Below are 23,754 nucleotides of genomic sequence, written 5' to 3'. Positions count from 1 at the left end.
GGCCGCTCCGGGGGCTGGCCCCGTGGCGACGAAGAGAACCTTATCAAGGTCTCGGAGCGGCCTTCACCAGCACCTATGCGACTACGGCGCCGTCATCCGCCGCTCCACCTCCGGGTGCTTCTTCAGCCACGCCGTGACCGCCTCCGCCTGGTGGCCCTGGCCCCGCTTGTTGATCTCGATCTCCAGGGTGCCGAGCTCGTCCTCGGTCATCTTGAAGTTCTTGAACCACTTCGTGAGCTGCGGGTACTGCTTGGTGAACGCCTTGCTGGTGACCGTGCGGATGGTGTCGCCCTTGCCGAAGAGGCCCTTGGGGTCCTTCAGCTTGGTCAGGTCGTACTTGCTGTAGGCCCAGTGCGGCGTCCACAGGAGCACCGCGATCGGCTCCTTCTTGGCGTACGCGCGCTTCAGCTCGGCGAGCATCGCCGGCGTGGAGCCGTTGACGACCTTGTACTCCTTGTCGAGGCCGTAGCCCGGCACGACATCCTTCGTGAGGATGTCCATCGTTCCGGTGCCGCCCTCGATGCCGACGATCTTGCCGTTGAACTCCTTGGCCCTGCCCTTGAGGTCCTCGACCGACTTGATGCCCTTCACGTAGGACGGAACGGCGATCTCGAGCGAGGTGGGCCCGTACCAGGAGCCGAGGGTCGCGACCTTGTTCTTGTACTTGTCCCAGTAGCTCTTCTGCGTATACGGCAGCCAGGCGTCGAAGTTGACGTCGAGGTCACCGGTGGAGAGACCCGTGTAGACCGGGCCGACGTCCATCTGCTTCAGGTTGAGCTTGTAGCCGCGGCTCTCCAGAACGTGCTTCCAGAGGAAGGTGACCGCGATGTCCTCGTCCCAGGGGAACCAGGCGACGTTGACGGGGCGCTTGGCCTCGGCGGGGGTCGACTGCTTCTTGACCGGGGCCAGCTTGTCGACGACGCCCGGGTTCTTCTTCAGCCACGCCTTGACGGCGTCCTGCTGCTTGCCCTTGCCCGACTTGTTGATCTCGGCCTCAAGGCTGGTGAGCTGCTTCTCGCTCAGCTTGAAGTCCTTGACCCACTTGTTGACCTCGGGGAAGTCCTTGCCGAAGCCCTTGCGGGCCAGCGAGTGGATGCCGTCGCCCTTGCCCCAGGCGCCCTTCGGGTCCTTGAGCTTGGTGAGCTTGTAGTCGTTGTACGCCCAGTGCGGCGACCACAGCGGGACGACGATCGGCTTCTTCTTGGCGTACGCGCGCTTCAGCTCGGCCAGCATCGCCGGCGTCGAGCTGTCGACGACCTTGTACTCCTTGTCGAGGCCGTAGGCCTTGAGCACCTTGCTCTTGAGCAGCGCCGTCTCACCGGCGCTCGCCTCGATGCCGGTGATCTTGCCGTCGAACTTCGACGCCTGGCCCTTCAAGTCCTCCATGGACTTGATGTCCTTCATGTAGGACGGCACGGCCAGTTCAAGGGACGTGGGGCCGTACCAGGAACCGAGGTCTTCCAGGTCCTTGCCGTACTTCTTCCAGTACTCGGCGTGCGTGACCGGCAGCCAGGAGTCGGTCTGGAAGTCGACCGTGCCACCCGCGAGCGACGTGTAGAGCGGTCCGGCGTCGAACTGCTTGGTCTCGACCTCGAAACCGCGCTGCTCCAAGATCTCCTTCCACAGGAACGTGGAGGCGACGCCCTCGTCCCACGGGATGTAGCCGATGGAGATCTTCTTGCCCTGGCCCACGTTCGTGGACGAGGCGGCCGGGGCGGCCCCACCGCTGTTCTGGCCGAACATGCCCATGCCGCCCGCGACGAGCGCGAGGACGACGACACCGACCACGGCGACGGCCGGGCGAGGACGGTACGACCAGATCTTCAGGCCCTGCGCGGACCGCAGCTTGTTGAGCGCCCGGCGGCCGAGCGGGGAGACCTGCTGGCCGAGCGAGCTGGTCATCCGGTCCAAGTAGATCGCCAGGATGACGATCGAGACGCCGGACTCGGCGCCCAGGCCGACGTTCAGCTGGCCGATGGCCTCGTTGACGGCGCCACCGAGACCGCCGGTGCCGACCATGCCCGCGATGGCGGCCATCGACAGGCCCAGCATGATGACCTGGTTGACACCCGCCATGATCGTCGGGAGAGCCAGTGGAAGCTGCACGCGGAACAAGGTGTTGCGCGGCGTCGTACCGAACGCGTCGGCGGCCTCCACCAACTCCTTGTCGACCTGCCGGATGCCCAGCTCGGTCATGCGCACGCCCGGCGGCACCGCGAAGATCAGCGTCGCGACGATACCGGCCGGAGCACCCGAGCCGAAGAACAGGATCGCCGGGATCAGGTAGACCATCGCCGGCAGCGTCTGCATCAGGTCGAGGACCGGACGGAACAGATTGCTGACCCGGCTCGAACGCGCCGCCCAGATACCCAGCGGCACACCGATGATCAACGCGATCAGTGTCGACACGAGGACGAGCGACAGGGTCTCCATCGCCTTGTCCCACAGCTCCAGGTTCTGGATGAACCAGAGCCCGATGAACGTGAGAACCGCCGCCAGCGTGCCGCGCAGCCAGAAGGCGATCACGGCGAAGATGCCCGCGAGCAGCAGCGGTTCGGGGGCCTGGAGGAGTTCGGTCAGGCCGTTGTAGACACCGTTGAAGATGCTCTCGAAGAAGCCGAACAGCCAGTCCAGGTGGACGAGCATCCACTGGACGACGTCATTGACCCAGTCACCAAAGGGAATCCTAGGCACCAGCGATCACCTTCTTCGCCGGCTCGTCCTCGATGAGGTCGGAGGCCGCTCCATTGGCTTCCACGGTCTTCGTCGGCTCACCGAGCACGGCCAGCAGCCGCTCGCGCGGCACCACACCGACAAGGTCACCCGCGTCGTTCACGACGGCCACGGGTATCTCGCTCGTCGAGCACGGCGTAAAGAGCTCGACGATGGGCGTGTCCTCGTGGACCCTCGCCGGGGCGTCCGCCATCGCGTAGCCCTCCGCCGGCTCGGCCATGATCGCCCGCGCGCTCAGCACACGGGAACGGTCGACGTCCTGCGTGAAGGAGGCCACGTAATCGTTGGCCGGCGTGACGAGAATGTCCTCGGCCGAACCGATCTGGACGATACGACCATCGCGCATGACCGCGATGTTGTCGCCCAGACGCATGGCCTCGTTCAGATCGTGCGTGATGAAGACGATCGTCTTCTTCAGCGTCTTCTGCAGCTCAAGCAACTGGTCCTGCATGTCGCGCCGGATCAGCGGGTCGAGCGCACTGAACGACTCGTCCATCAGCAGCAGATCGGCGTCGGTCGCGAGCGCGCGGGCCAGGCCCACACGCTGCTGCATACCGCCGGACAGCTCGTCGGGGAAGGACTTCTCCCACCCCTCAAGACCGGCCAACCGCAGCGCCTCGATCGCCCGCTCCTCGCGCTCCGCACGCGGAACGCCCTGCACCTCGAGGCCATAGCCCGCGTTCTCCATCACGGAGCGGTGCGGGAACAGCGCGAAGTGCTGGAACACCATGCTGATCTTGCGGGCGCGGACCTCGCGCAGTTCGCGCGGAGCGAGAGCGGTCAGGTCCTCGCCGTCGAACTTCACATGTCCCGACGTCGGCTCCAGGAGGCCGTTGAGCATCCGGAGCAACGTCGACTTGCCCGATCCCGACAGGCCCATGACGACGAAGATCTGGCCGGGCTCGACGGTGAACGACGCGTCGATCACGGCGGCCGTGGTTCCCTCGGCGCGCAGCTCCTCACGGTCCGCGCCGCCGCGGAGCTTGTCCACAGCCTCCTGTTGTCTCCCGCCGAACACCATGTACAGGTGTTCGGCCACCAGTCTGGAGGACACACCGACCTCTATTCTCTTTACTCTTTGACCTGTGAAAGGTTGAAAAGCGATATACGTGGCTCGAGGTCGCGCCTGCCCCCGTCGGACCAGCGCAAACACAAAAAAGTGCCGGTCGAGAAGAATCTCGACCGGCACTCCGTAAGTGTCCGAGGGGGGACTTGAACCCCCACGCCCGATAAAGGGCACTAGCACCTCAAGCTAGCGCGTCTGCCATTCCGCCACCCGGACAAGGTGTGCGTCGCTGCGCGGGGCGTTCCCCGCGGCGACACCTCAACAATACCAAGGTTTCGGAGTGGCTTTCACCTGCGTATCGGGGCGCCCCGGACGCGGGCGGACCGGCTACTTCTTGATGCCGATGCCCTTCGGGTTCAGGTGGGCGATGTGGCCGCTCTCCGTGCCGGCCGACGGGTCGATCACGCAGTCGATGAGCGCGGGGCCGCCGGAGGCGATCGCCTCGGTGAGTGCGGCCGTGACCTCGGCGGGTGTGGTGGCCCGGTACCCCTTGCCGCCGAAGGACTCGATCATCTGGTCGTGGCGGGCCGCGCTCATCAGGGTCGTGGGGGCGGGGGCGTCACCGATCACCTCGTCGCCCCGGTAGACGCCGCCGTTGTTCATGATCACGGTGACGACCGGCAGGTTGTAGCGGCAGATCGTCTCCAGCTCCATGCCGCTGAAGCCGAAGGCGCTGTCGCCCTCGATGGCGACGACGGGCGCTCCGCCGCTCTCGACCGCGGCCGCGATCGCGTAGCCCATGCCGATGCCCATGACGCCCCACGTGCCGGAGTCGAGGCGGCGGCGCGGATGGTGCATGTCGATGACGTTGCGGGCGATGTCGAGGGTGTTGGCGCCCTCGTTGACGATGTACGTCTCCGGGTGCTGGTGGACGACGTCGCGGACCGCCTTGAGCGCGCCCATGAACTGCATGGGGTGCGGGTCGGCCTCCAGGCGCTTGGCCATCTTGGCGACGTTCTGCTCCGAGCGGGCCGCGAGCTCCTCGCGCCAGGCGGCGGGCGCGCTGACCTGGCCGGGCTTGGTGCGGTCGGCGAGCTGGTCGAGGACGGATTCGATGTCGCCGACGAGGGGCGCCGCGATGGGCTGGTTGGAGTCCATCTCCCTCGCCTCGATGTCGACCTGGATGAATTTCGCGTCCGGGTTCCAGCCGCGCTCGCCGTGGTTGAGCAGCCAGTTCAGGCGGGCGCCGACCAGCATGACGACGTCGGCCTTCTTCAGGGCGAGGGACCGGGCCGTCGCCGCCGACTGCGGGTGGTCGTCGCGGAGCAGGCCCTTCGCCATGGACATCGGTACGTACGGGATGCCCGTCGACTCGATGAGGTGACGGATCTTGTCGTCGGCCTGTGCGTAGGCCGCGCCCTTGCCGAGGACGATCAGCGGGCGCTCCGCGTTCTCCAGGAGGTCGATCGCGCGGTCCACCGCCTCGGGGGCGGGCAGCTGGCGCGGCGCCGGGTCGACCAGGCGGGAGAGGGTCCGCTCCCCCTCCCCCTTGTCCATGACCGCGCCGAGGACCGCCGCCGGGATGTCGAGATAGACGCCGCCGGGGCGGCCGGAGACCGCGGTGCGCAGGGCGCGGGCGATGCCGCGGCCGATGTCCTCGACGCGGCTGACACGGTAGGCGGCCTTCACGAAGGGCTGGGCCGCGGCGAGCTGGTCCATCTCCTCGTAGTCGCCCTGCTTGAGGTCGACGAGGTGGCGCTCGCTGGAGCCGGATATCTGCACCATCGGGAAGCAGTTGGTGGTGGCGTTGGCGAGGGCGACCAGGCCGTTGAGGAAGCCGGGGGCCGAGACGGTCAGACAGATGCCGGGCGTCTTGGTGAGGTAGCCGGCGATCGCGGCGGCGTGGCCGGCGTTGGACTCGTGGCGGAAGCCGATGTAGCGGATGCCCTCGGCCTGCGCGAGGCGGGCCAGGTCCGTCACCGGGATGCCTACGAGGCCGTAGATCGTGTCGACGTCGTTCTTCTTCAGGGCGTCGACGACGAGGTGGTAGCCGTCGGTGAGCTCGCCCGGCGCGTCGGCTCCTGCCGCGGCCTCGGCGGTCTGTTCAGCGGTCGAGTCAGCGGTCATGATCCGGGTTCCTCCTTGGACGGGTCCCTGCCGGTGCGCCTCATGCGCGCACGGCCGGTGCGGCTCCTGTTCTCACCTTCGACAGGCTGCGGCGCCCCGTCCAAGACCCATCGGCTTCCAGGCGATAAATGGCGTCTATCGAGAGTCAAGCGGGTGTCAAATCCCCTGCTGTGGGCGGTCGTTCGGTCTTGATAAGCCGTTGCTATCGGGTGTTCGTGAGTGCGTATTGGACGTGCGCGGCCGCTGACCGCACGCTCGCTGAGGATGGGAGGTGGAAGGCATGGCCACGTCGGCCCTGACCGTCACGGGGCTCGCCGATCTCCTCGACCGGCAGGCTCGTGCGCGGCCCCACGCTCCCGCGCTCGTCACCACCGGCCGACACGGTGACGAGCGGGTTCCCCTGTCGTACGAGGCGTTGGACGCCCTCGCGGACCAGGAGGCGGAGCGGCTCGCCGCCGCAGGTCTGGGGGCGGGTGATGTGCTTGGGCTCGTCGCGGGCAACACCGTCGAGTTCGTGGTCGCGCTGCTCGGTGCGGCTCGCGCGGGGGTGGTCGCCGCTCCTCTGGATCCGGGTCTGTCCGATGCCGAACTGCGTTTGCGGGTCGGTGATTTGGGGGCGAGCGCCGTGCTCGGCCACGACGGGGCCATCGGCGTCGGCGTTGATGCCGGCGCCGGGCGCCGTGCGGGGAAGGAGGACGCGCTCGTCCTGTTCACCGCGGGGGCCACGGGCCGCGCCCGCATGGTGCCGCTCACGCACGCCAATGTGGCGGCGTCCGTCAACAACATCTGTGCCACCTACGCGTTGGGGCCCGACGACGCGACCGTCGCGGTCATGCCGTTCTTCCACGGGCACGGGCTCTTCGCCTCGCTCCTGTCCACGCTGGCCAGCGGGGGGTGTGTGCTGCTGCCGGCAGGCGGGCGGTTCTCGGCCGAGACGTTCTGGGCGGATCTGCGGGCGGCGGGGGCGAGTTGGTTCACGGCGGTGCCGACGATCCACGAGGCGCTGCTCGACCGCTCGTCGGAGGCAGCCGACGTGGGGGCGCCGCCGCCGCTGCGGTTCGTACGCAGTTGTGGCGCGCCGCTCAACGCCGCGTCCCAGCGGGCCCTTGAGCGGATGTTCGGCGCGCCACTGCTGTCCGCGTACGGGATGACCGAGGCCGCGCACCAGATCTCCAGCGAGCCGCTGCCGGAGCGCGGGCCGCTCAAGCACGGCACGGTGGGGCGGGCGACCGGGGTGCGGCTGCGCGTCGTCGACCAGGACGGGAAGGTGTGTCCGGCAGGGGTGCGGGGTGAGGTGTGGGTGCGGGGGCCCTCCGTGACCGGTGGGGGTGGTGGGTGGTTGCGCACGGGGGACCTGGGGTGGCTCGACGAGGACGGGTACCTGTCGTTGACCGGGCGGATCGAGAGCCTCATCGTCCGGGGTGGGCGGACGATCTCGCCCGAGTACGTGGAGGACGTGCTGGCCGGGTGTCCGTCGGTGGCGGAGGCGGCGGTGTTCGCGGTGGGTGGGGAGCGGATCGGGGCCGCGGTGGTGGTGCGTGGGGAGGAGTGTGTGGGGGCGGAGGACGTGTTGCGGTACTCGCGGGAGCGGTTGGCCGCGGCGGCGGTGCCGGACCGGATCGTTTTCGTGTCCGCCCTGCCGAGGACGGCGCAGGGAGGGTTGGATCGGTTGGCCGTGCGGGAGCGGTACGAGTGAGTGGACGCCTCGGGGCGCTGCCCCGGACCCCGCGGGCTCTCGTCCCGAAGCGGGGCTTAATTTGCCGGGACCCTCTGCTCGAACACCTCGTCCAGGTTCAGTGCCGTCGCCGCGCTCACGAACGCCCGTGCCGCCACCGAGCCCGGGGTTCCCGCGTGGATGGCCACCGAGACCTGGGCGCCGGCCTCCGGGTCGATCAGCGGCAGCGCTCGCGTGCGGCCGTCCACCGGCATCGCGCGCAGCCAGGTGTGGGGCACGACGCTGGCCCATTCGCCGCCGCCCACATGTGCGTACAGGGAGGCGATGGAGTCGGTCTCGACCTGGGGGGTGACCTCCAGGCCCTTGTTCGCGAAGACCTTGTCGATGATCTGGCGGATGCGCATGTCGGGTGTCAGCAGTGCCAGGGGGAGTTGCGCCGCGTCCGCCCAAGTGAGGCTGTTCGTACGGGACTTGAACTGGTCGTCCGAGACCAGGAGCATGTACCGCTCCTGGTAGAGGGGGACCACTTGCAGGCCCTCCTGGTCGTCCGGGTCGAAGTGGGCGATGGCCACGTCGAGTTCGAAGTCGCGGAGTTGGCGGTGGAGTTCCTTCGTGGAGAGGCGCGAGCGGACCTGGACCTTTGCCAAAGGGTGGGCCGAGCAGAAGGCGCCCACCGGGAGTGCCAGTGTCGTCGACGCCGTGGGGTCCGTGCCCAGGCGCAGCGTGCCCGTGATGCCCGACTGGACCGCGGCGACCTCGGCCTTGAACGCGTCCTGCTCCGCGAGGATGCGTTTCGCCCACACCACCAGGCGCTCGCCCTCCGGGGTGAGGCCCTGGTAGTTGTGGCCGCGGTTGATCAGCGTGACGTTCAGCTCGCGCTCCAGCTTGGCTATCGCCGCGGAGAGCGCGGGCTGGGAGACGTAGCAGGATTCGGCGGCGCGTGCGAAGTGCCGCTCGCGCGCCACCGCCACGAAGTACTCCAACTGCCGGAACAGCATGTACGTCTCCTCTGCCACGTGATCTTCATCCGTAGCGTGCTACGGCAGCACGGTGCGTGCCAATAGGTCGGTCGCCGCGTGGATCGCACGCAGCGTGGGTGCCTCGGCGCCGGTGATGTCGGCCATTTCGACGACCGCTGTCACGATGGCGTCCAGTTCCAGCTGTTTTCCCGCTTCCAGGTCCTGGAGCATGGAGGTCTTGTGGGCTCCTACGCCCTCGGCGCCGCGCAGGCGTTTCTCGATGGAGATCTCCGGGGTCGAGCCGACGCGGGCGGCGATGTCGAGGATCTCCTCCATGACGCGGGCGACCATGGTGCGGGTCGGTGGGTGCCGGCACATGTCGGTCATGGTGGCCCGGGTCAGCGCGCTGATCGGGTTGAAGGCCGCGTTGCCCATGAGCTTGATCCAGATGTCGTCGCGCAGATTCTGCTCGACGGGACACTTGAGCCCGCCCGCGACCATGGCCTCGCTGAGGTCCGTGCAGCGCTGCGAGAGACTCCCGTCCGGCTCGCCGATGGAGAAGCGGGTGCCTTCCAAGTGCCGTATGACGCCCGGGGATTCGATGACCGTGGCCGGGTAGACCACGCAGCCGATCGCGCGCTCGGGCGGCAGCACCTTGCTGGTCGCGCCGCCCGGGTCGACCGCCTCGATGCGCCGGCCCTCGTACGGGCCCGTCAGCTTGTGGAAGTACCACCACGGGACGCCGTTCTGCCCGGCCACCAGCGCGGTGTGTTCGCCGAGCAGCGGGGCGACGAGCGAGCCGCACGACGGGTACGAGTGGGCCTTGAGGCCGAGGAACACGTAGTCCACGGGGCCGATCTCGTTCGGGTCGTCGGTGGCGTGCGGGTGGGCGGTGAAGTCGCCGCGCGGGCTGAGCACGCGGACGCCTTCCGCCTGGATGGCGCGCAGATGGTCCTTGCGCGCGACGAGGTGCACGTCCGCGCCGCCGCGGTGCAGGGCCGCGCCGACGTACGCGCCGATGGCTCCGGCGCCGACAACTGCGATCTTCATCGTGGTGCCTCCTGGGTTCGAGGGTGTGGAGGTACGTGCACGCATGCCGTCGGCTGTCGCACCCGCGCGCCGCACAGCACGGGGGTGCCCGATGACATGACGTACGGAGATGCAGAAATGGGCGCGGCCGCCGCGCGTGCCCTGTCGCGCGGCGGCCGCTGGGAAGGTGGCCCGGGAGGGCCTCAGCGCATGAGCTTCACGGCCGCGACGACGAGCGGGTCGAAGCCGTCCGCCCCGTCGTCCACGAGCGCGTAGAGCCGCTGCCGCATCCTCGGGTCCCAGAACTTCGTGACGTGTCCGGCGATCGCCTCGGCCGCCGCCGCATCCGACAGATGGCCCTGGTTCGCGGCGATGTCGTTCGCCATCCGGCGTTCCGCCGGGACGGTGCCTGCCATGTCACTCCACCACCGTGACGAGTTCGTCCGTCGCCTCGCGGGCGGCCCGGGCCTTCGGCGCGAGACCGACCTGCACGGCCGTGACCTTGTACTCCGGGCAGTTGGTCGCCCAGTCCGAGTTCTCGGTCGTCACCACGTTCGCGCCCGTCACCGGGTGGTGGAACGTGGTGTAGACGACACCCGGTGGCATCCGGTCGGAGATCTGCGCGTGCAGCGTCGTCGCACCGACGCGGCTGGACATCGTGACGAGGTCGCCGTCGGTGATGCCGCGCTCCTCCGCGTCGTGCGGATGCACCTCCAGGATGTCCTCGGGGTGCCAGGCGACGTTGCCGGTGCGGCGGGTCTGCGCGCCGACGTTGTACTGGCTGAGGATGCGTCCCGTGGTGAGGACCAGCGGGAAGCGGCGGGTGCTGCGTTCGTTGGTCGGTACGTAGGAGGTGACCGCGAACTTGCCCTTGCCGCGGGTGAAGGAGTCCACGTGCATGGTCGGTGTGCCCTCGGGGGCCTCCGCGTTGCACGGCCACTGGATGCTGCCGAGCTTGTCGATGAGGTCGAAGGAGACACCCGCGAACGTCGGGGTCACCGAGGCGATCTCGTCCATGATCTGCGACGGGTGGTCATAGTCCATGGCGTAGCCCATGGCGGTGGCGATCTCGCACACGATCTGCCACTCGTGCTTGCCGGACTTCGGCGGCATCACCGACCGCACGCGGTTGACGCGCCGCTCGGCGTTGGTGAACGTGCCGTCCTTCTCCAGGAAGGAGGCGCCGGGCAGGAAGACATGGGCGAACTTCGCCGTCTCGTTGAGGAACAGGTCCTGGACCACGACGAGTTCCATGGCTGCGAGGGCCGCCGTGACGTGCTGGAGGTTCGGGTCCGACTGGGCGATGTCCTCGCCGTGCACGAACAGTCCGCGGAAGTCGCCTTCGATCGCCGCGTCGAACATGTTGGGGATGCGCAGGCCCGGATCCGACAGCAGCTCCCGGCCCCACAGGTTCTCGAAGACACCGCGCACCGCGTCGTCGGAGATGTGCCGGTAGCCGGGCAGCTCGTGCGGGAAGGAGCCCATGTCGCAGGAGCCCTGCACGTTGTTCTGCCCGCGCAGCGGGTTGACGCCGACGCCGTCGCGGCCGATGTTGCCGCAGGCCATCGCGAGGTTGGCCATTCCCATGACCATCGTCGAGCCCTGGCTGTGCTCGGTGACACCGAGGCCGTAGTAGATGGCGCCGTTGCCCGCGGACGCGTAGAGGCGTGCTGCCGCGCGCAGTTCGGCGGCCGGGACGCCGCTGATCTCCTCCGTCGCCTCGGGGCTGTTCTCCGGGCGGGACACGAACTCGGCCCAGTCCTCGTAACCTTCGCAGCGCTCCGCGACGAAGTTCTCGTTGACGAGGCCCTCGGTGACGACGACGTGCGCCATCGCGTTGACGACGGCGACGTTCGTGCTGGGGCGCAACTGGAGGTGGTGCTGTGCCTCGATGTGCGGGGAGCGCACCAGGTCGATGCGGCGCGGGTCGACGACGATCAGCTTGGCGCCCTCGCGCAGGCGGCGCTTCATCCGGGAGGCGAACACCGGGTGGCCGTCGGTGGGGTTGGCGCCGATGACCATGATGACGTCGGCCTCGGCGACGGACCGGAAGTCCTGGGTGCCGGCCGATTCGCCGAAGGTCTGCTTGAGCCCGTAGCCGGTCGGCGAGTGGCAGACGCGGGCGCAGGTGTCGATGTTGTTGTTGCCGAAGGCGGCGCGCACCATCTTCTGGACGACGTACACCTCTTCGTTGGTGCAGCGGGAGGAGGAGATGGCGCCGATGGAGCCGGAGCCGTACCGGCCCTGGATCTCGCTGAAGCGGCGGGCCACCGTGCCGATCGCCTCGTCCCACTCGACCTCGCGCCACGGGTCGGTGATGCGGTCGCGGACCATGGGCTTGAGCTTGCGGTCGGGGTGGGTGGCGTAGCCGAAGGCGAAGCGGCCCTTGACGCAGGAGTGTCCCTCGTTGGCGCCGCCGTCCTTGTGGGGGACCATGCGGACGAGTTCGTCGCCGCGCAGCTCGGCCTTGAACGAGCAGCCGACACCGCAGTACGCGCATGTGGTGACGACGGACCGCGTCGGCATGCCGAGGTCAACTACCGATTTCTCCTGGAGAGTTGACGTCGGGCAGGCCTGGACGCAGGAGCCGCAGGACACGCACTCGGAGTCCATGAACAACTCCCCCGCGCCCGCCGACACCTTCGACTCGAAGCCGCGCCCCTCGATGGTCAGCGCGAACGTGCCCTGTGTCTCGTCACAGGCACGCACACACCGCGAGCAGGCGATGCACTTCGACGGGTCGAAGTCGAAGTACGGGTTGGAGGTGTCCTTCTCGGCGTCGAGGTGGTTGGCACCCTCGTAGCCGTAGCGGACCTGGCGCAGGCCCACCACGCCTGCCATGTCCTGGAGTTCGCAGTCTCCGTTGGCGGGGCAGGTGAGGCAGTCGAGCGGGTGGTCGGAGATGTACAGCTCCATGACGCCCTGGCGGAGCTTCTCCACCTTCGGGGTCTGCGTCTTCACCGACATGCCGTCCGTGCACGGTGTCGTACAGGACGCCGGTGTGCCGCGCCGGCCGTCGATCTCGACCACGCACAGCCGGCAGGAGCCGAACGCCTCCAGGCTGTCGGTGGCGCACAGTTTCGGTACCTCGATGCCGGCCTCGGCGGCCGCCCGCATCACGGACGTGCCCTCCGGGACCATCACCTGTTGTCCGTCGATCTCCACCGAGACCGTGGGCGCTCCGGGGCGTTCCGGAGTGCCGAAGTCGGGTTCCTTCAGAAGCGTCATGCCTGGCCCTCCGTTCGAGTGTTGCCCCGCTGTACGGGGTGGATCTCCAGGAGCCGACGGTCGCCGCGGCCGACGAAGTCGTCGGCGAAGTGCGCGAGCGCGCTGCGTACGGGCATCGGTGTAAGACCGCCCATGGCACACAGTGAACCATCGGTCATCAGCTCGCACAGGTCCTCCAGCAGCGCGAGATTCTCGTCCTGCTGCTCACCGGCCACGATCCGGTCGATGACCTCGACGCCGCGCACCGAACCGACCCTGCAGGGCGTGCACTTGCCGCAGGACTCCTCGGCGCAGAACTCCATCGCGAAGCGGGCCTGCGCCGCCATGTCGACGGTGTCGTCGAAGACGACCACGCCGCCGTGCCCGAGCATCGCCCCGGCCTCCGCGAGGGCCTCGTAGTCCATCGGCAGGTCGAACCGCGCCTCCGGCAGATACGCGCCGAGCGGCCCGCCCACCTGCACGGCCCGCGCGGGTCGGCCGCTCAAGGTCCCCCCGCCGTAGTCCTCGATCAGCTCACGCAGGGTGATGCCGAAGGCGGTCTCGACGATGCCGCCGCGCTTGATGTTGCCGGCGAGCTGGAAGACCTGGGTGCCGCGGGAGCGGCCGACGCCGAGGTCCTGGTAGGCCTTGGCGCCGTCGGCGAGGACGACGGGGACGGTGGTGAGGGTGAGGACGTTGTTCACCACGGTCGGCCTGCCGAACAGGCCCTCGATCGCGGGGATCGGGGGTTTCGCGCGGACCATGCCGCGCTTGCCCTCCAGGCTCTCCAGCATGGAGGTCTCCTCGCCGCAGATGTACGCGCCGGCGCCGACGCGGATGTGCAGGTCGAAGTCGAGCGAGGAGCCGAGGATGCCCGCGCCGAGCCAGCCGCGCCCGCGGGCGATGTCGATCGCGGTGTTCATGGTGGCGATGGCGTCGGGGTATTCGGAGCGGATGTAGAGATAGCCCTCGCGCGCGCCGACGGCGTGGGCGGCGATCGTCATGCCCTCGATGAGAAGGAAGGGGTCGCCTTCCATGACCATGCGGTCGGCGAAGGTGCCGCTGTCGCCCTCGTCGGCGTTGCAGCAGATGAACTTGAGCTCGTCGGCGCAGTCGAGCACCGTCTTCCACTTGATGCCCGCCGGGAAGCCGGCGCCGCCGCGACCGCGAAGCCCGGAGTCGGTGACCTCGGTGACGACGTCGGCGGGCTCCATCTCCAGGGCCGCGCGCAGTCCTTGCAGTCCGCCGTGGGCTTCGTAGTCCTCGGGCGAGAGCGGGTCGGTGACGCCGACGCGGGCGAAGGTGACGCGGTTCTGCCGTGCCAGCCAAGGGAGTTGGTCGACCGGGCCGAGCCGCAGCGGGTGGTCGGCGCCGTCGAGCATTCCGGCGGCGAGGAGGCCGGGGACGTCTTCGGGAGTGACCGGGCCGTATCCGATGCGGCCCTCGGGGGTCACGACCTCGACGAGGGGTTCGAGCCAGAGCAGTCCGCGCGAGCCGTTGCGGACGACGTCGACACCGAACCCGCCCTCGATCGGGGCGAGTTCGAGCTGTTGCGCCACCTCGTCGGCGCCGACGGAACGGGCCGCCGCGTCGCGCGGAACGTACACGGTGGCCGTGTTTCTCGTGGTGTTCTCCGAAGTCACTTGTCACACCGTCCCGTTGAGGATCGCGCCGAGCCGGGCCGGGGTCACGCGCCCGTGCAGCCGCCCGTTCGCCTCCACCGAGGGGCCGAGCGCGCAGTTGCCGAGACAGAAGACCTGCTCGACGGTGACACCGCCGTCGGTGCTCGTCTCGCCGAGCGTCAGGCCCGACTCCCGTACGTGGCTCAGCAGGCGGTCGGCGCCCAGGGCCTGGCAGGCTTCGGCGCGGCAGATGCGGACGGTGGAGCGACCCGCGGGCTCACGGCGGAAGTCGTGGTAGAAGGTCACCACTCCGTGGATGTCGGCCCGCGAGAGGTTGAACTCGTCGGCGAGGACGGGGATCGCCTCCTGCGGTACGCACCCCAACTCGGCCTGTACGGCGTGGAGTACGGGCAGCAGCGCGCCGCGCTCGCCACGGTGCGCGGCCGCCGCTCTCCTCACCACGCTCTCGACCGACACGTCCGTCCCGCTGGTCGTCATGATCGATCCGCCTTCCGTCATGCGGGCCTCCGGCGCGGGTGCAGGGGACCCCAGCACTACCCCATACAGACTTCTGTATACAGAAGCCCGGTGTAAAGAAGCGGGACGAAATCGAGCGGAGTCGATCGACCGACTTCCGTACACCGGGCCGGTGTTCACGAGGCCACGAGCACGGGCTCCTGGTCCGTTCGGTCCGTCACGGCGGCCAGTTCGGCCAGCCACGGCAGGACGAGGTCCCGCACAAGGCGCTCGCCACCCCCGTCCTCCCCGAGCAGGGCCGACGCGGGTACCCGCACGGGGTCGGCGCAGACCGTCGAAGTCGCGCTGCCGCTCGGGCCAGGGCCAGCCGCCCGGGCCGGCACGTACAGATCGGGGGCGTGGGCCGGGACCAGCCACAGGCTCCGCCCTCCCATCCCGACCCCGGCCGGTCCGCTCGACCAGAGGTAGCTGTCGGCCTCGCCCGCGGCGACCACATGGCGCTTGCGGCCTTGCAGGGTGACGACCTCGCCGGTGCGGCGCGCCGTCGTCTCCGGCCCGTCCTCCTCCAGGGCCAGCGAGCAGAGATGACGCCCGGCGGCGATCTCGGCGCGCACCCAGGCTCCGCCGCACGCCTCGACGACGGCCACCGCCGCGTAGTGCGAGCGGAGCACGGTCGCGGCGGCCGGGCAGACGTGTGCGACGCGGGCCACGACATCGGCGGCCTCTGCCAACCCCCGCCCGCCACCGCCGAGTTCGGGGGCGACGGTGAGGCCGAGCAGTCCGGCGCGGCCGAGCGCGGTGACGCCGGACCGGGGGAATCTGCCGTGCATGCGGGCCGGTTCGCCGCCGGATGCGACGGCGCCTGTCAGGACGTGAGCGAGTGCGGTGCGGTACGACACGGGGCGACCCCCTCGTCAGATTTGTGAGCTGCCGCGATGCGGCGCAGTAATTGCATACAGTATTCCGATGCGGTCCGGCGGGGCCAGAGGTGTGCGCGGCCGAGTTTCAACCACCTTGCAAGAACGGCGAGTTGGGGCTACGCGGTGATCTCCCGCAACAGCCCCGTCGCCACGTCGAAGACGAACCCGCGGACGTCGCCGGTGTGCGGCAGGAACGGCGACGTGCGCACCTTCCGCAGGGATTGCCGCACATCCTGGTCGACGTCGGTGAAGCCCTCCACCGCCCACGTCGGCCGCTGACCGACCTCGCGTTCCAGCTCGTGCCGGAACTCCTCGGTCAGGGACTGGAGTCCGCAGCCGGTGTGGTGAATCAGCACCACACTGCGGGTGCCGAGCGCCCGCTGGCTGATGGCCAGCGAGCGGATGGTGTCGTCGGTGACCACACCGCCCGCGTTGCGGACGGTGTGGCAGTCGCCGAGTCCCAGGCCGAGCGCGGCGTGCAGGTCGATCCTGGCGTCCATGCAGGCGACGACGGCCACCTCCAGGACCGGGCGGGCGTCCATGCCGGGATCGGTGAACGCGGCGGCGTACCGTTCGTTCGCCTCGACGAGGCGGTCGACCACGGTGCCGTCCATCTCAGATGACGCCCTGTTCGGCGAGTTGCGCCAACTCCGCAGGCTCCAGGCCGAGTTCGTCGGCGTAGATGTCACTGTTGTGCTCGCCCAGGAGCGGGGAGCCGGAGATGGTGGTCGGCGAGTCGGAGAGCTTGAGCGGGTTGCCGACCGTCGTGTACGAGCCGCGCTGGGGGTGCTCGACCTCGACGACCATCTCGTTGGAGACCAGCGACTCGTCCTCGATGATCTCCTTGGTGGAGAGGATCGGGCCGCAGGGGATGTTGTGGGCGTTGAGCCGGTCCAGGACCTCCCACTTGGGAAGCGTCGAGGACCACTCCTCGATCAGCTGGAACATCTTGTTGAGCTTCGGCAGGCGCGCCTCCGGGGTCGACCACTCCGGGTCGTCCGCCATCTCCGGCCTGCCTATCAGCTCGGCCATCGGCTTCCAGCCGACGGGCTGGACGATGACGTACACGTAGTCGTTGGGGCCGCCGGGTGCGCACTTGACGGCCCAGCCGGGCTGCCCGCCGCCCGACGCGTTGCCGGAACGGGGGACCTCGTCGCCGAAGTCCTCGTTCGGGTACTCCGCCAACGGGCCGTGCGCGAGGCGCTGTTGGTCGCGCAGCTTCACGCGGCACAGGTTGAGCACCGCGTGCTGCATGGCTACGTTCACCCGTTGACCGCGCCCGGTGCTCTCGCGCTGGAACAGTGCCGCGAGGATGCCGGCGACCGTGTGGATACCCGTCCCCGAGTCACCGATCTGCGCACCCGTGGCCGTCGGCGGTCCGTCCTCGAAGCCCGTGGTGGCCATGGAGCCGCCCATGGCCTGCGCGACGACCTCGTAGGCCTTGAAGTTGGTGTACGGACCCTCGCCGAAGCCCTTGATGGAGGCGTAGATGATGCGGGGGTTGATCTCCTGGATGCGGTCCCAGGTGAAGCCCATCCGGTCCACCGCGCCCGGGCCGAAGTTCTCCACCATGACGTCCGAGCGGCGGATCAGCTCCGTGAGGATCTCCTTGCCGCGGTCGCTCTTGGTGTTCAGGGTGATGCTCCGCTTGTTGGAGTTGAGCATCGTGAAGTAGAGGGAGTCGACGTCCGGGACGTCACGCAGCTGCTTGCGCGTGATGTCACCGGTCGGCGCCTCCAGTTTGACGACGTCCGCACCCAGCCACGCCAGCAACTGCGTTGCGGACGGGCCCGACTGAACGTGTGTCATATCGAGGACACGCACGCCCTCAAGAGCCTTGGTCATGATCGACACCCCACCTCTCGCTTACGCGTTCGGAGTTAGAGGACCGGCACATACCAATGTTCATACAGTATCCGTCGACTGTATGCAATCCTCGGCGACAGTATTCCCCTGCCGTCGGCCGCTCGGTCCGCTACCTCGCGCGCTGGTGGTACGACGTGCGCGTGTGCTCGGTGTGCGCGCGCATGACCTGCGCCGCCCGGCCCTCGTCCCGGTCCGCGAGCGCCGCGATCAGCTCGCGGTGCTCCGCCCAGGACTGGTGGCCGCGCTGCCGCGCCACCGGCGTGTAGTACCAGCGCACCCGGCGGTCGACCTGTGCGGCCAGCTCAGCGAGGACCTCGTTGGCCGCCAACTCCATGACGGCGCCGTGCAGTTGCGCGTTGAGCGCGACCGCCGCCTCCACGTCGTCCGCAGCGACCGCCCGCTCCCCCGCCTCGCACAGCTCCTCCAGCGCGGCGACAGCGGCGGCATCGGCCTTCCCCGCGGCGAGCCGGACCGCCTCGGTCTCCAGGAGCTGGCGGACCTTCAGGAGCTGGTCCGCCTCGTCCTCGGTCGGCTCGTGCACGAACGCGCCCTGCGCGGGCCGCAGATCGACCCACCCCTCGGTGCTGAGCCGCTGCAACGCCTCCCGTACGGGCTGTCTCGACACCCCGAGCTGCGCCGCGAGTTCCGTCTCGACGAGATGCGCGCCGGGCGGCAGGGTGCGGTTGATGATGAGTTCGAGGAGTGCGCCGTAGACCCGCTCGCGCAGCGGTCCCGGCCGGTCCAGCCTGGGCACCGCACCTTGCGGCAGTCCTGCGGTCGGCAACATCGGGGGCCCCTTCCGTCCTGCGTCCACGGTGTCTCAACCCACGCTTCTCGCATGGGGATTGTCGTAGTTCTTGCCGAGGGCAATCCCAGCCTGTACACAATATCCCGTCGACACATCGTGTGCGCGGGGCGGGCGAGAACTCGCCCCGCGGCACGGCGGCGGGGTTCACGTGCGACGGGGAGCGCCCCCTGCGTCGCGCGGGACCCCGCCGCAGCTGCGTCAGGGCATCAGGTGGTACTCCGGGAAGTTGCCCGGCAGCCGCTCCCCCGACGGCCCTTCGGTGACCGCGCGGACCAGGAGTTCGCCGCCCACGAACGCGCCGCGCCACGACGCCCCGAACCCGCCGAACAGCTCGTCACGGTCCCCGCGCGAACGCGGCTTGCCGTGGCCGACCTTGAACGCCCGGATCTGCGGCGCGAGCCGCTCGTACGTCGCCTCGTCGTCGGTGGACAGGGTGGCGACCAGGGCGCCGTTGGAGGCGTTCATCGCCGCGAGGAGTTCCGCTTCCGTGTCGACGAGCACGATGGTGTCGACCGGGCCGAACGGCTCGGCGTGGTGCAGCGGCGAGGACGGCGGCGGGCCGAGCAGCGTCACCGGATGCACATACGCGCTGGTGTCCTGGCCCGGCAGGAACAGCGCCGGGTCCGCCGTGGAGCGGTGCAGCGGGACGGCGCCGCGGTCGACCGCCTCCGCGACCTGGTCGTGCAGCTCCTTCGCCTTCGCCGCGTTGATCAGCGGCCCGAAGTCGAGCGCCGGGTACGGGTCGTCGGCGTGCTCGACGGCCAGCGGGTGGCCGACGCGCAGGGTGCGTACGGCGGGCAGGTAGGCGGCGAGGAACTCGTCGAAGGCCTCCCGCTGCACGACGAACCGCGGGTAGGCGGTGCAGCGCTGCTTCCCGTAGTCGAAGAGCTTGGGTATGGCGGCCGTCAGCTTGTCCCAGTCGGTGAAGTTCCAGATGCCCCAGGTGTTGAGTCCCTCCTGTTCCAGGATGTGGCGCTTGCCGAGGTCGGCGACGTCCGTGGCGACCGCCGCGCCCGTGTCCCGGCCGCCGACGAAGGACACGCAGCCGATCTCCGGCGCCCGCACGAGCGCCTCGGAGAGCTGCCCGCCGCTGCCGCTGACCAGGGTGACCGGGATGCCCTCGCGGGCGGCCAGGGCGCAGGCCAGGGTGAGACACGAGGCGCCGCCGTCGGTCGGCGTCTTGGCGATGACCGCGTTGCCGGCCAGGGCCTGGACCAGCATGGCGTGCACGAGCACGCTCATCGGGTAGTTCCAGCTGGCGATGTTCGACACGGGCCCGGCCAGCGGGGTGCGCTCGCCGAGGATCTCGTCGATGCCGTCGACGTACCAGCGCACGCCGTCGATGGCGCGGTCGACGTCGGCCTGCGCGAGGCGCCACGGCTTGCCGATCTCCCATACGAGGAGCAGGGCGAGGAGTTCGCGGTGCTGGGTGAGGGCGTCGAGGGTCGCGGCGACGCGGGCGCGCCGCTCGGACAGCGGGACGTGCCGCCAGGCGCGGTGCTGGTCGAGGGAGGCGCGCACGGCCTGGTGGGCGGTGTCGGCGTCGAGGCGGGGCGGGCCCGCGATGGGGCTGCCGTCGACGGGGCTGGTGGCGGGCAGGGCGCGGCCGTCGGCCTGCCATGCGCCGTTCCACAGGTTCAGGACGCGGTCGTCCTGGAAGGCCTCGGGTGCGACGGCGAGGCAGCGTTGCCAGGCGTCGGACCAGGAGGTGTTCGCCTTGAGGGTGGTTGCCATTGTTCGGTCTCCGCTCACGGTGCACAGTCGGGGCGGTGGTTCCATGGCTGATGGCGCTGTGGACGGGAGGTGCCCAAAGGACACCTCCCGTATGCCAAAGTCATTACTGAGATGGCCAGTTGAGGCCTATGAGAAGCGTCACTGCCCGTCGGCGAGGCGGTCCAGGACGAGCCGTGCCGTCTCCGTCGGTGTCGAGCCGACGCGGACGCCGACCGCTTCGAGCGCCTCCTTCTTGGCCGCTGCCGTACCCGAGGAGCCGGAGACGATGGCGCCGGCGTGGCCCATCGTCTTGCCCTCGGGCGCGGTGAATCCGGCGATGTAGCCGACGACGGGCTTGGTGACGTGCTCGCGGATGTGGGCAGCTGCCCGTTCCTCGGCGTCGCCGCCGATCTCCCCGATGAGCACGATGAGTTCGGTCTCGGGGTCGGCCTCGAAGGCTTCGAGGCAGTCGATGTGGGTGGTGCCGATGACGGGGTCGCCGCCGATGCCCACACACGTCGAGAAGCCGATGTCGCGCAGCTCGTACATGAGTTGGTAGGTGAGGGTGCCGGACTTGGAGACGAGTCCGATGCGGCCCGGCTTTGTGATGTCGGCCGGGATGATGCCCGCGTTCGAGGCGCCGGGCGAGATGAGGCCCGGGCAGTTGGGCCCGATGATGCGGGTGCCCTTCTGCTTCGCGTACGCGTGGAAGGCGACGGCGTCGTGCACCGGGATGCCCTCCGTGATGACGACGGCGAGCGGGATGCCCGCGTCGGCCGCTTCGATGACGGCGCCCTTGGCGAAGGCCGGCGGCACGAAGACGACGGTGACATCGGCTCCGGTGGCGGCCATGCCCTCGGCGACGCTGCCGAAGACGGGGACGTCGCGGCCGTCGAGGTCGACGCTGCGCCCGGCCTTGCGGGGGTTGACGCCGCCGACGACGCCGGTGCCCGCCTGGAGCATGCGGCGGGTGTGCTTCATGCCCTCGGCGCCGGTCATGCCCTGGACGAGGACCTTGCTCTCCTGGGTCAGGTAGATGGCCATGTCCCGGCTCCTTAAAGGGGGTTGGGGGCGAGGGCGAGGTCGGCGGCCTGGCGTGCGGCGCCGTCCATGGTGGTGGCCTGGGCGACCAGGGGGTGGGCACGCTCCTCGAGGATGGTCCGGCCGCGTGCCGCGTTGTTCCCGTCGAGGCGGACGACGAGCGGTTTGGTCAACTGGACGCGTTCCAGGGCCTGGACGATGCCGTCGGCGACCGCGTCGCAGGCGGTGATGCCGCCGAAGACGTTGACGAAGACGGACTTCACGGACGGGTCGGAGAGGATGACGTCGAGCCCGTCCGCCATGATCTGCGCGGAGGCACCGCCGCCGATGTCGAGGAAGTTGGCGGGCTTCGCACCGCAGCCCGCGACCACGTCGAGGGTGGACATGACGAGCCCGGCGCCGTTGCCGATGATGCCGACCTCGCCGTCGAGCTTCACGTAGTTGAGCCCCTTGGCCGCCGCCCGGGCCTCAAGCGGTTCCTCGTGCGCCGCCTCCTGCTCGCCCCAACGGGCATTGCGAAAGCGGGCGTTGTCGTCGAGTGTCACCTTGCCGTCGAGCGCGAGGATCTGCCCCTGCGCGGTGCGCACGAGCGGGTTCACCTCGACGAGCACCGCGTCCTCGCGGGTGAGGACCTCCCACAGGCGGACGAGGACGTCGACGGTCTGCGACGGCAGCCCTGCCGCCTCGGCGATGCGCGCCCCGACGGCCGAGGTGACGCCGACGGCCGGGTCGATGGGGATCCGGGCCACGGCCTCGGGCCGGGTGGCGGCGACCTCCTCGATCTCCATGCCGCCCTCGGCCGAGGCGATGGCGAGGAAGGTGCCGGCCGCGCGGTCGAGGACGTAGGAGACGTAGAACTCGCTGTCGATCTCTACGGGTTGGGCCAGCATCACCTTGCGCACGATGTGGCCCTTGATGTCCATGCCGAGGATCTGGCGCGCGGTCAGTTCGGCGGCGGCCGGGTCGGCGGCGAGCCTGACGCCGCCCGCCTTGCCGCGCCCGCCCGTCTTGACCTGCGCCTTGACGACGACGCGGCCGCCGAGACGGCGAGCGAACTCCCGCGCCTCCTTGGCGGATTCGGTGACTTCGGCCCGCGGGACGGGGATGCCGTGCTCCGCGAACAGGTCCCTCGCTTGGTGTTCGTACAGGTCCATTTGCGGCTCCTGTCTCGGTTCCTGCTTCAGCCGCTGATTCGGCTAAGGAAAGGAAAAGTGCTGCACGCCCCCTGGACACCACCCACTCAATGCGGGATACCAGTTTTCATACAGTATTCGGCGACTGTATGCAATGTACGAGCCGACGGTGGACCGACCGTGGACCAGTAGCGAGGTGAGTCGTTCGTGACCAAGGCACTCGAGGGTGTGCGCGTCCTGGACATGACCCATGTCCAGTCAGGCCCATCCGCCACGCAGATGCTGGCGTGGCTGGGTGCGGACGTCGTCAAACTGGAGGCGCCGACCGGTGACATCACACGCAAGCAACTGCGTGACATCCCGGACGTCGACTCCCTCTACTTCACGATGCTCAACTGCAACAAGCGGAGCATCACCCTGAACACCAAGACAGAGCGCGGCAAGGAGCTGCTGACCGAACTGATCCGCCGGTCCGACGTGCTGGTGGAGAACTTCGGCCCCGGAGCCGTCGACCGGATGGGGTTCACCTGGGACCGCATCCAGGAGATCAACCCCCGCATCATCTACGCCTCCATCAAGGGCTTCGGCGAGGGTCCGTACACCAACTTCAAGGCCTACGAGGTCGTCGCCCAGGCCATGGGCGGCTCCATGTCGACCACCGGCTTCGAGGACGGACCACCCCTCGCGACGGGCGCGCAGATCGGCGACTCCGGCACCGGCATCCACACCGTCGCCGGCATCCTCGCCGCCCTGTTCCAGCGCGAGAACACCGGGCGCGGGCAGCGTGTGAACGTAGCCATGCAGCACGCGGTGCTCAACCTGTGCCGCGTGAAGCTGCGCGACCAACAGCGCCTCACGCACGGCCCGTTGGCGGAGTATCCGAACGAGGACTTCGGCGACGAGGTCCCCCGTTCCGGCAACGCGTCGGGCGGCGGACAGCCCGGCTGGGCCGTCAAGTGCGCGCCCGGCGGACCCAACGACTACGTGTACGTCATCGTCCAGCCGGTGGGCTGGAAGCCGCTCACCGAGCTGATCGGGCGGCCCGAACTGGCCGAGGACGCCGACTGGGCCACGCCCGAGGCGCGCCTGCCGAAGCTCAACAAGATGTTCCAGCTGATCGAGGAGTGGTCGTCCACCCTCCCCAAGTGGGAGGTCCTCGACCAGCTCAACGCCCACAACATCCCCTGCGGCCCGATCCTCTCCACCAAGGAGATCATCGAGGACGAGTCGCTGGTGGCCAACGAGATGGTCGTCGAGGTGCCGCACTCCGGACGCGGCTCCTTCAAGACCGTCGGTTCCCCTCTCAAGCTCTCCGACTCCCCCGTCGACGTCACCTCCTCCCCGCTGCTCGGCGAGCACAACGCGGAGGTCTTCATCGGTGAACTCGGCCTCGGGGACGAAGAGTTGCACCTGCTCAAGTCGAACGGAGTGATCTGAT

Annotated in this window: 18 protein-coding genes and 1 tRNA gene; 2 read left to right on the top strand and 17 right to left on the bottom strand. The window is 69.2% G+C overall.

Features of this window, described 5'->3' with window-relative positions:
- Positions 1–81 precede the first annotated feature (81 nt).
- From OHA73_RS34595 to oxc, 4 genes are all read right to left on the bottom strand, one after another.
- Positions 82–2,694 (bottom strand): ABC transporter permease/substrate binding protein, encoded by a 2,613-nt coding sequence (locus OHA73_RS34595; protein WP_327657030.1) that lies wholly within the window; start codon positions 2,692–2,694, stop codon positions 82–84.
- The gene (locus tag OHA73_RS34590; RefSeq protein WP_266719021.1) at positions 2,687–3,754 is read right to left on the bottom strand and encodes a quaternary amine ABC transporter ATP-binding protein; all 1,068 of its coding nucleotides are present in this window, start codon (positions 3,752–3,754) and stop codon (positions 2,687–2,689) included. Before OHA73_RS34590 ends, OHA73_RS34595 begins: the two co-directional genes overlap by 8 nt.
- A gap of 176 nt (positions 3,755–3,930) precedes the next feature.
- Positions 3,931–4,015: transfer RNA gene (locus OHA73_RS34585), tRNA-Leu, on the bottom strand.
- Between the two features lie 111 nt (positions 4,016–4,126).
- Entirely contained in the window at positions 4,127–5,866 is a 1,740-nt protein-coding gene (gene oxc, locus OHA73_RS34580) for an oxalyl-CoA decarboxylase (protein ID WP_266715527.1), read from the bottom strand.
- Between the two features lie 280 nt (positions 5,867–6,146).
- Here oxc and OHA73_RS34575 point away from each other — a divergent pair, with 280 nt between their 5' ends.
- Positions 6,147–7,562: an AMP-binding protein gene (locus tag OHA73_RS34575; RefSeq protein WP_327657029.1), complete on the top strand. Its 1,416-nt coding sequence runs from the start codon at positions 6,147–6,149 to the stop codon at positions 7,560–7,562.
- A 56-nt stretch (positions 7,563–7,618) separates the two neighbouring features.
- On the opposite strand, the gene OHA73_RS34570 is transcribed toward OHA73_RS34575, so the two are convergent.
- The 13 genes from OHA73_RS34570 to sucC form a co-directional block, all read right to left on the bottom strand.
- Positions 7,619–8,539, bottom strand: a complete 921-nt coding sequence (locus tag OHA73_RS34570) for a LysR family transcriptional regulator (protein ID WP_443063234.1) — start codon at positions 8,537–8,539, stop codon at positions 7,619–7,621.
- Between the two features lie 39 nt (positions 8,540–8,578).
- Positions 8,579–9,550, bottom strand: a complete 972-nt coding sequence (locus OHA73_RS34565) for a 2-dehydropantoate 2-reductase (RefSeq protein WP_327657027.1) — start codon at positions 9,548–9,550, stop codon at positions 8,579–8,581.
- A 182-nt stretch (positions 9,551–9,732) separates the two neighbouring features.
- Positions 9,733–9,945, bottom strand: a complete 213-nt coding sequence (locus OHA73_RS34560; protein ID WP_266715524.1) for a formate dehydrogenase subunit delta — start codon at positions 9,943–9,945, stop codon at positions 9,733–9,735.
- 1 nt (position 9,946) lies between these two features.
- On the bottom strand, positions 9,947–12,757 hold the full coding sequence (gene fdhF / locus OHA73_RS34555) for a formate dehydrogenase subunit alpha (protein WP_327657026.1): 2,811 nt from the start codon (positions 12,755–12,757) through the stop codon (positions 9,947–9,949).
- Positions 12,754–14,379, bottom strand: a complete 1,626-nt coding sequence (locus OHA73_RS34550; protein ID WP_327657025.1) for a formate dehydrogenase beta subunit — start codon at positions 14,377–14,379, stop codon at positions 12,754–12,756. Before OHA73_RS34550 ends, fdhF begins: the two co-directional genes overlap by 4 nt.
- 3 nt (positions 14,380–14,382) lie before the next feature.
- On the bottom strand, positions 14,383–14,877 hold the full coding sequence (locus tag OHA73_RS34545; RefSeq protein ID WP_327657024.1) for an NAD(P)H-dependent oxidoreductase subunit E: 495 nt from the start codon (positions 14,875–14,877) through the stop codon (positions 14,383–14,385).
- A 134-nt stretch (positions 14,878–15,011) separates the two neighbouring features.
- Positions 15,012–15,734: an acyl-CoA dehydrogenase family protein gene (locus OHA73_RS34540; RefSeq protein ID WP_327657023.1), complete on the bottom strand. Its 723-nt coding sequence runs from the start codon at positions 15,732–15,734 to the stop codon at positions 15,012–15,014.
- A gap of 137 nt (positions 15,735–15,871) precedes the next feature.
- Positions 15,872–16,369 (bottom strand): beta-class carbonic anhydrase, encoded by a 498-nt coding sequence (locus OHA73_RS34535; protein WP_267068574.1) that lies wholly within the window; start codon positions 16,367–16,369, stop codon positions 15,872–15,874.
- Position 16,370: 1 nt separating this feature from the next.
- Positions 16,371–17,600 carry a formyl-CoA transferase gene (gene frc, locus OHA73_RS34530; protein ID WP_327657022.1) on the bottom strand — a complete coding sequence of 410 codons (1,230 nt, stop codon included), beginning with the start codon at positions 17,598–17,600 and terminating at the stop codon, positions 16,371–16,373.
- Between the two features lie 130 nt (positions 17,601–17,730).
- Positions 17,731–18,405, bottom strand: a complete 675-nt coding sequence (locus OHA73_RS34525) for a GntR family transcriptional regulator (protein ID WP_443063233.1) — start codon at positions 18,403–18,405, stop codon at positions 17,731–17,733.
- Between the two features lie 222 nt (positions 18,406–18,627).
- Positions 18,628–20,163, bottom strand: a complete 1,536-nt coding sequence (locus tag OHA73_RS34520) for an aldehyde dehydrogenase family protein (protein ID WP_327657021.1) — start codon at positions 20,161–20,163, stop codon at positions 18,628–18,630.
- A 138-nt stretch (positions 20,164–20,301) separates the two neighbouring features.
- Entirely contained in the window at positions 20,302–21,186 is an 885-nt protein-coding gene (gene sucD / locus OHA73_RS34515) for a succinate--CoA ligase subunit alpha (protein WP_327657020.1), read from the bottom strand.
- 11 nt (positions 21,187–21,197) lie between these two features.
- Positions 21,198–22,337, bottom strand: a complete 1,140-nt coding sequence (gene sucC / locus OHA73_RS34510; protein ID WP_327657019.1) for an ADP-forming succinate--CoA ligase subunit beta — start codon at positions 22,335–22,337, stop codon at positions 21,198–21,200.
- 186 nt (positions 22,338–22,523) lie between these two features.
- Here sucC and frc (OHA73_RS34505) point away from each other — a divergent pair, with 186 nt between their 5' ends.
- On the top strand, positions 22,524–23,753 hold the full coding sequence (gene frc, locus OHA73_RS34505; RefSeq protein WP_327657018.1) for a formyl-CoA transferase: 1,230 nt from the start codon (positions 22,524–22,526) through the stop codon (positions 23,751–23,753).
- Position 23,754 lies beyond the last annotated feature (1 nt).

Source organism: Streptomyces sp. NBC_00483 (assembly GCF_036013745.1).
In the GTDB taxonomy this organism is placed as follows: domain Bacteria; phylum Actinomycetota; class Actinomycetes; order Streptomycetales; family Streptomycetaceae; genus Streptomyces.
Note: the sequence above shows the minus strand (reverse complement) of the source record. Positions and strands in the feature narration are given on the sequence as shown.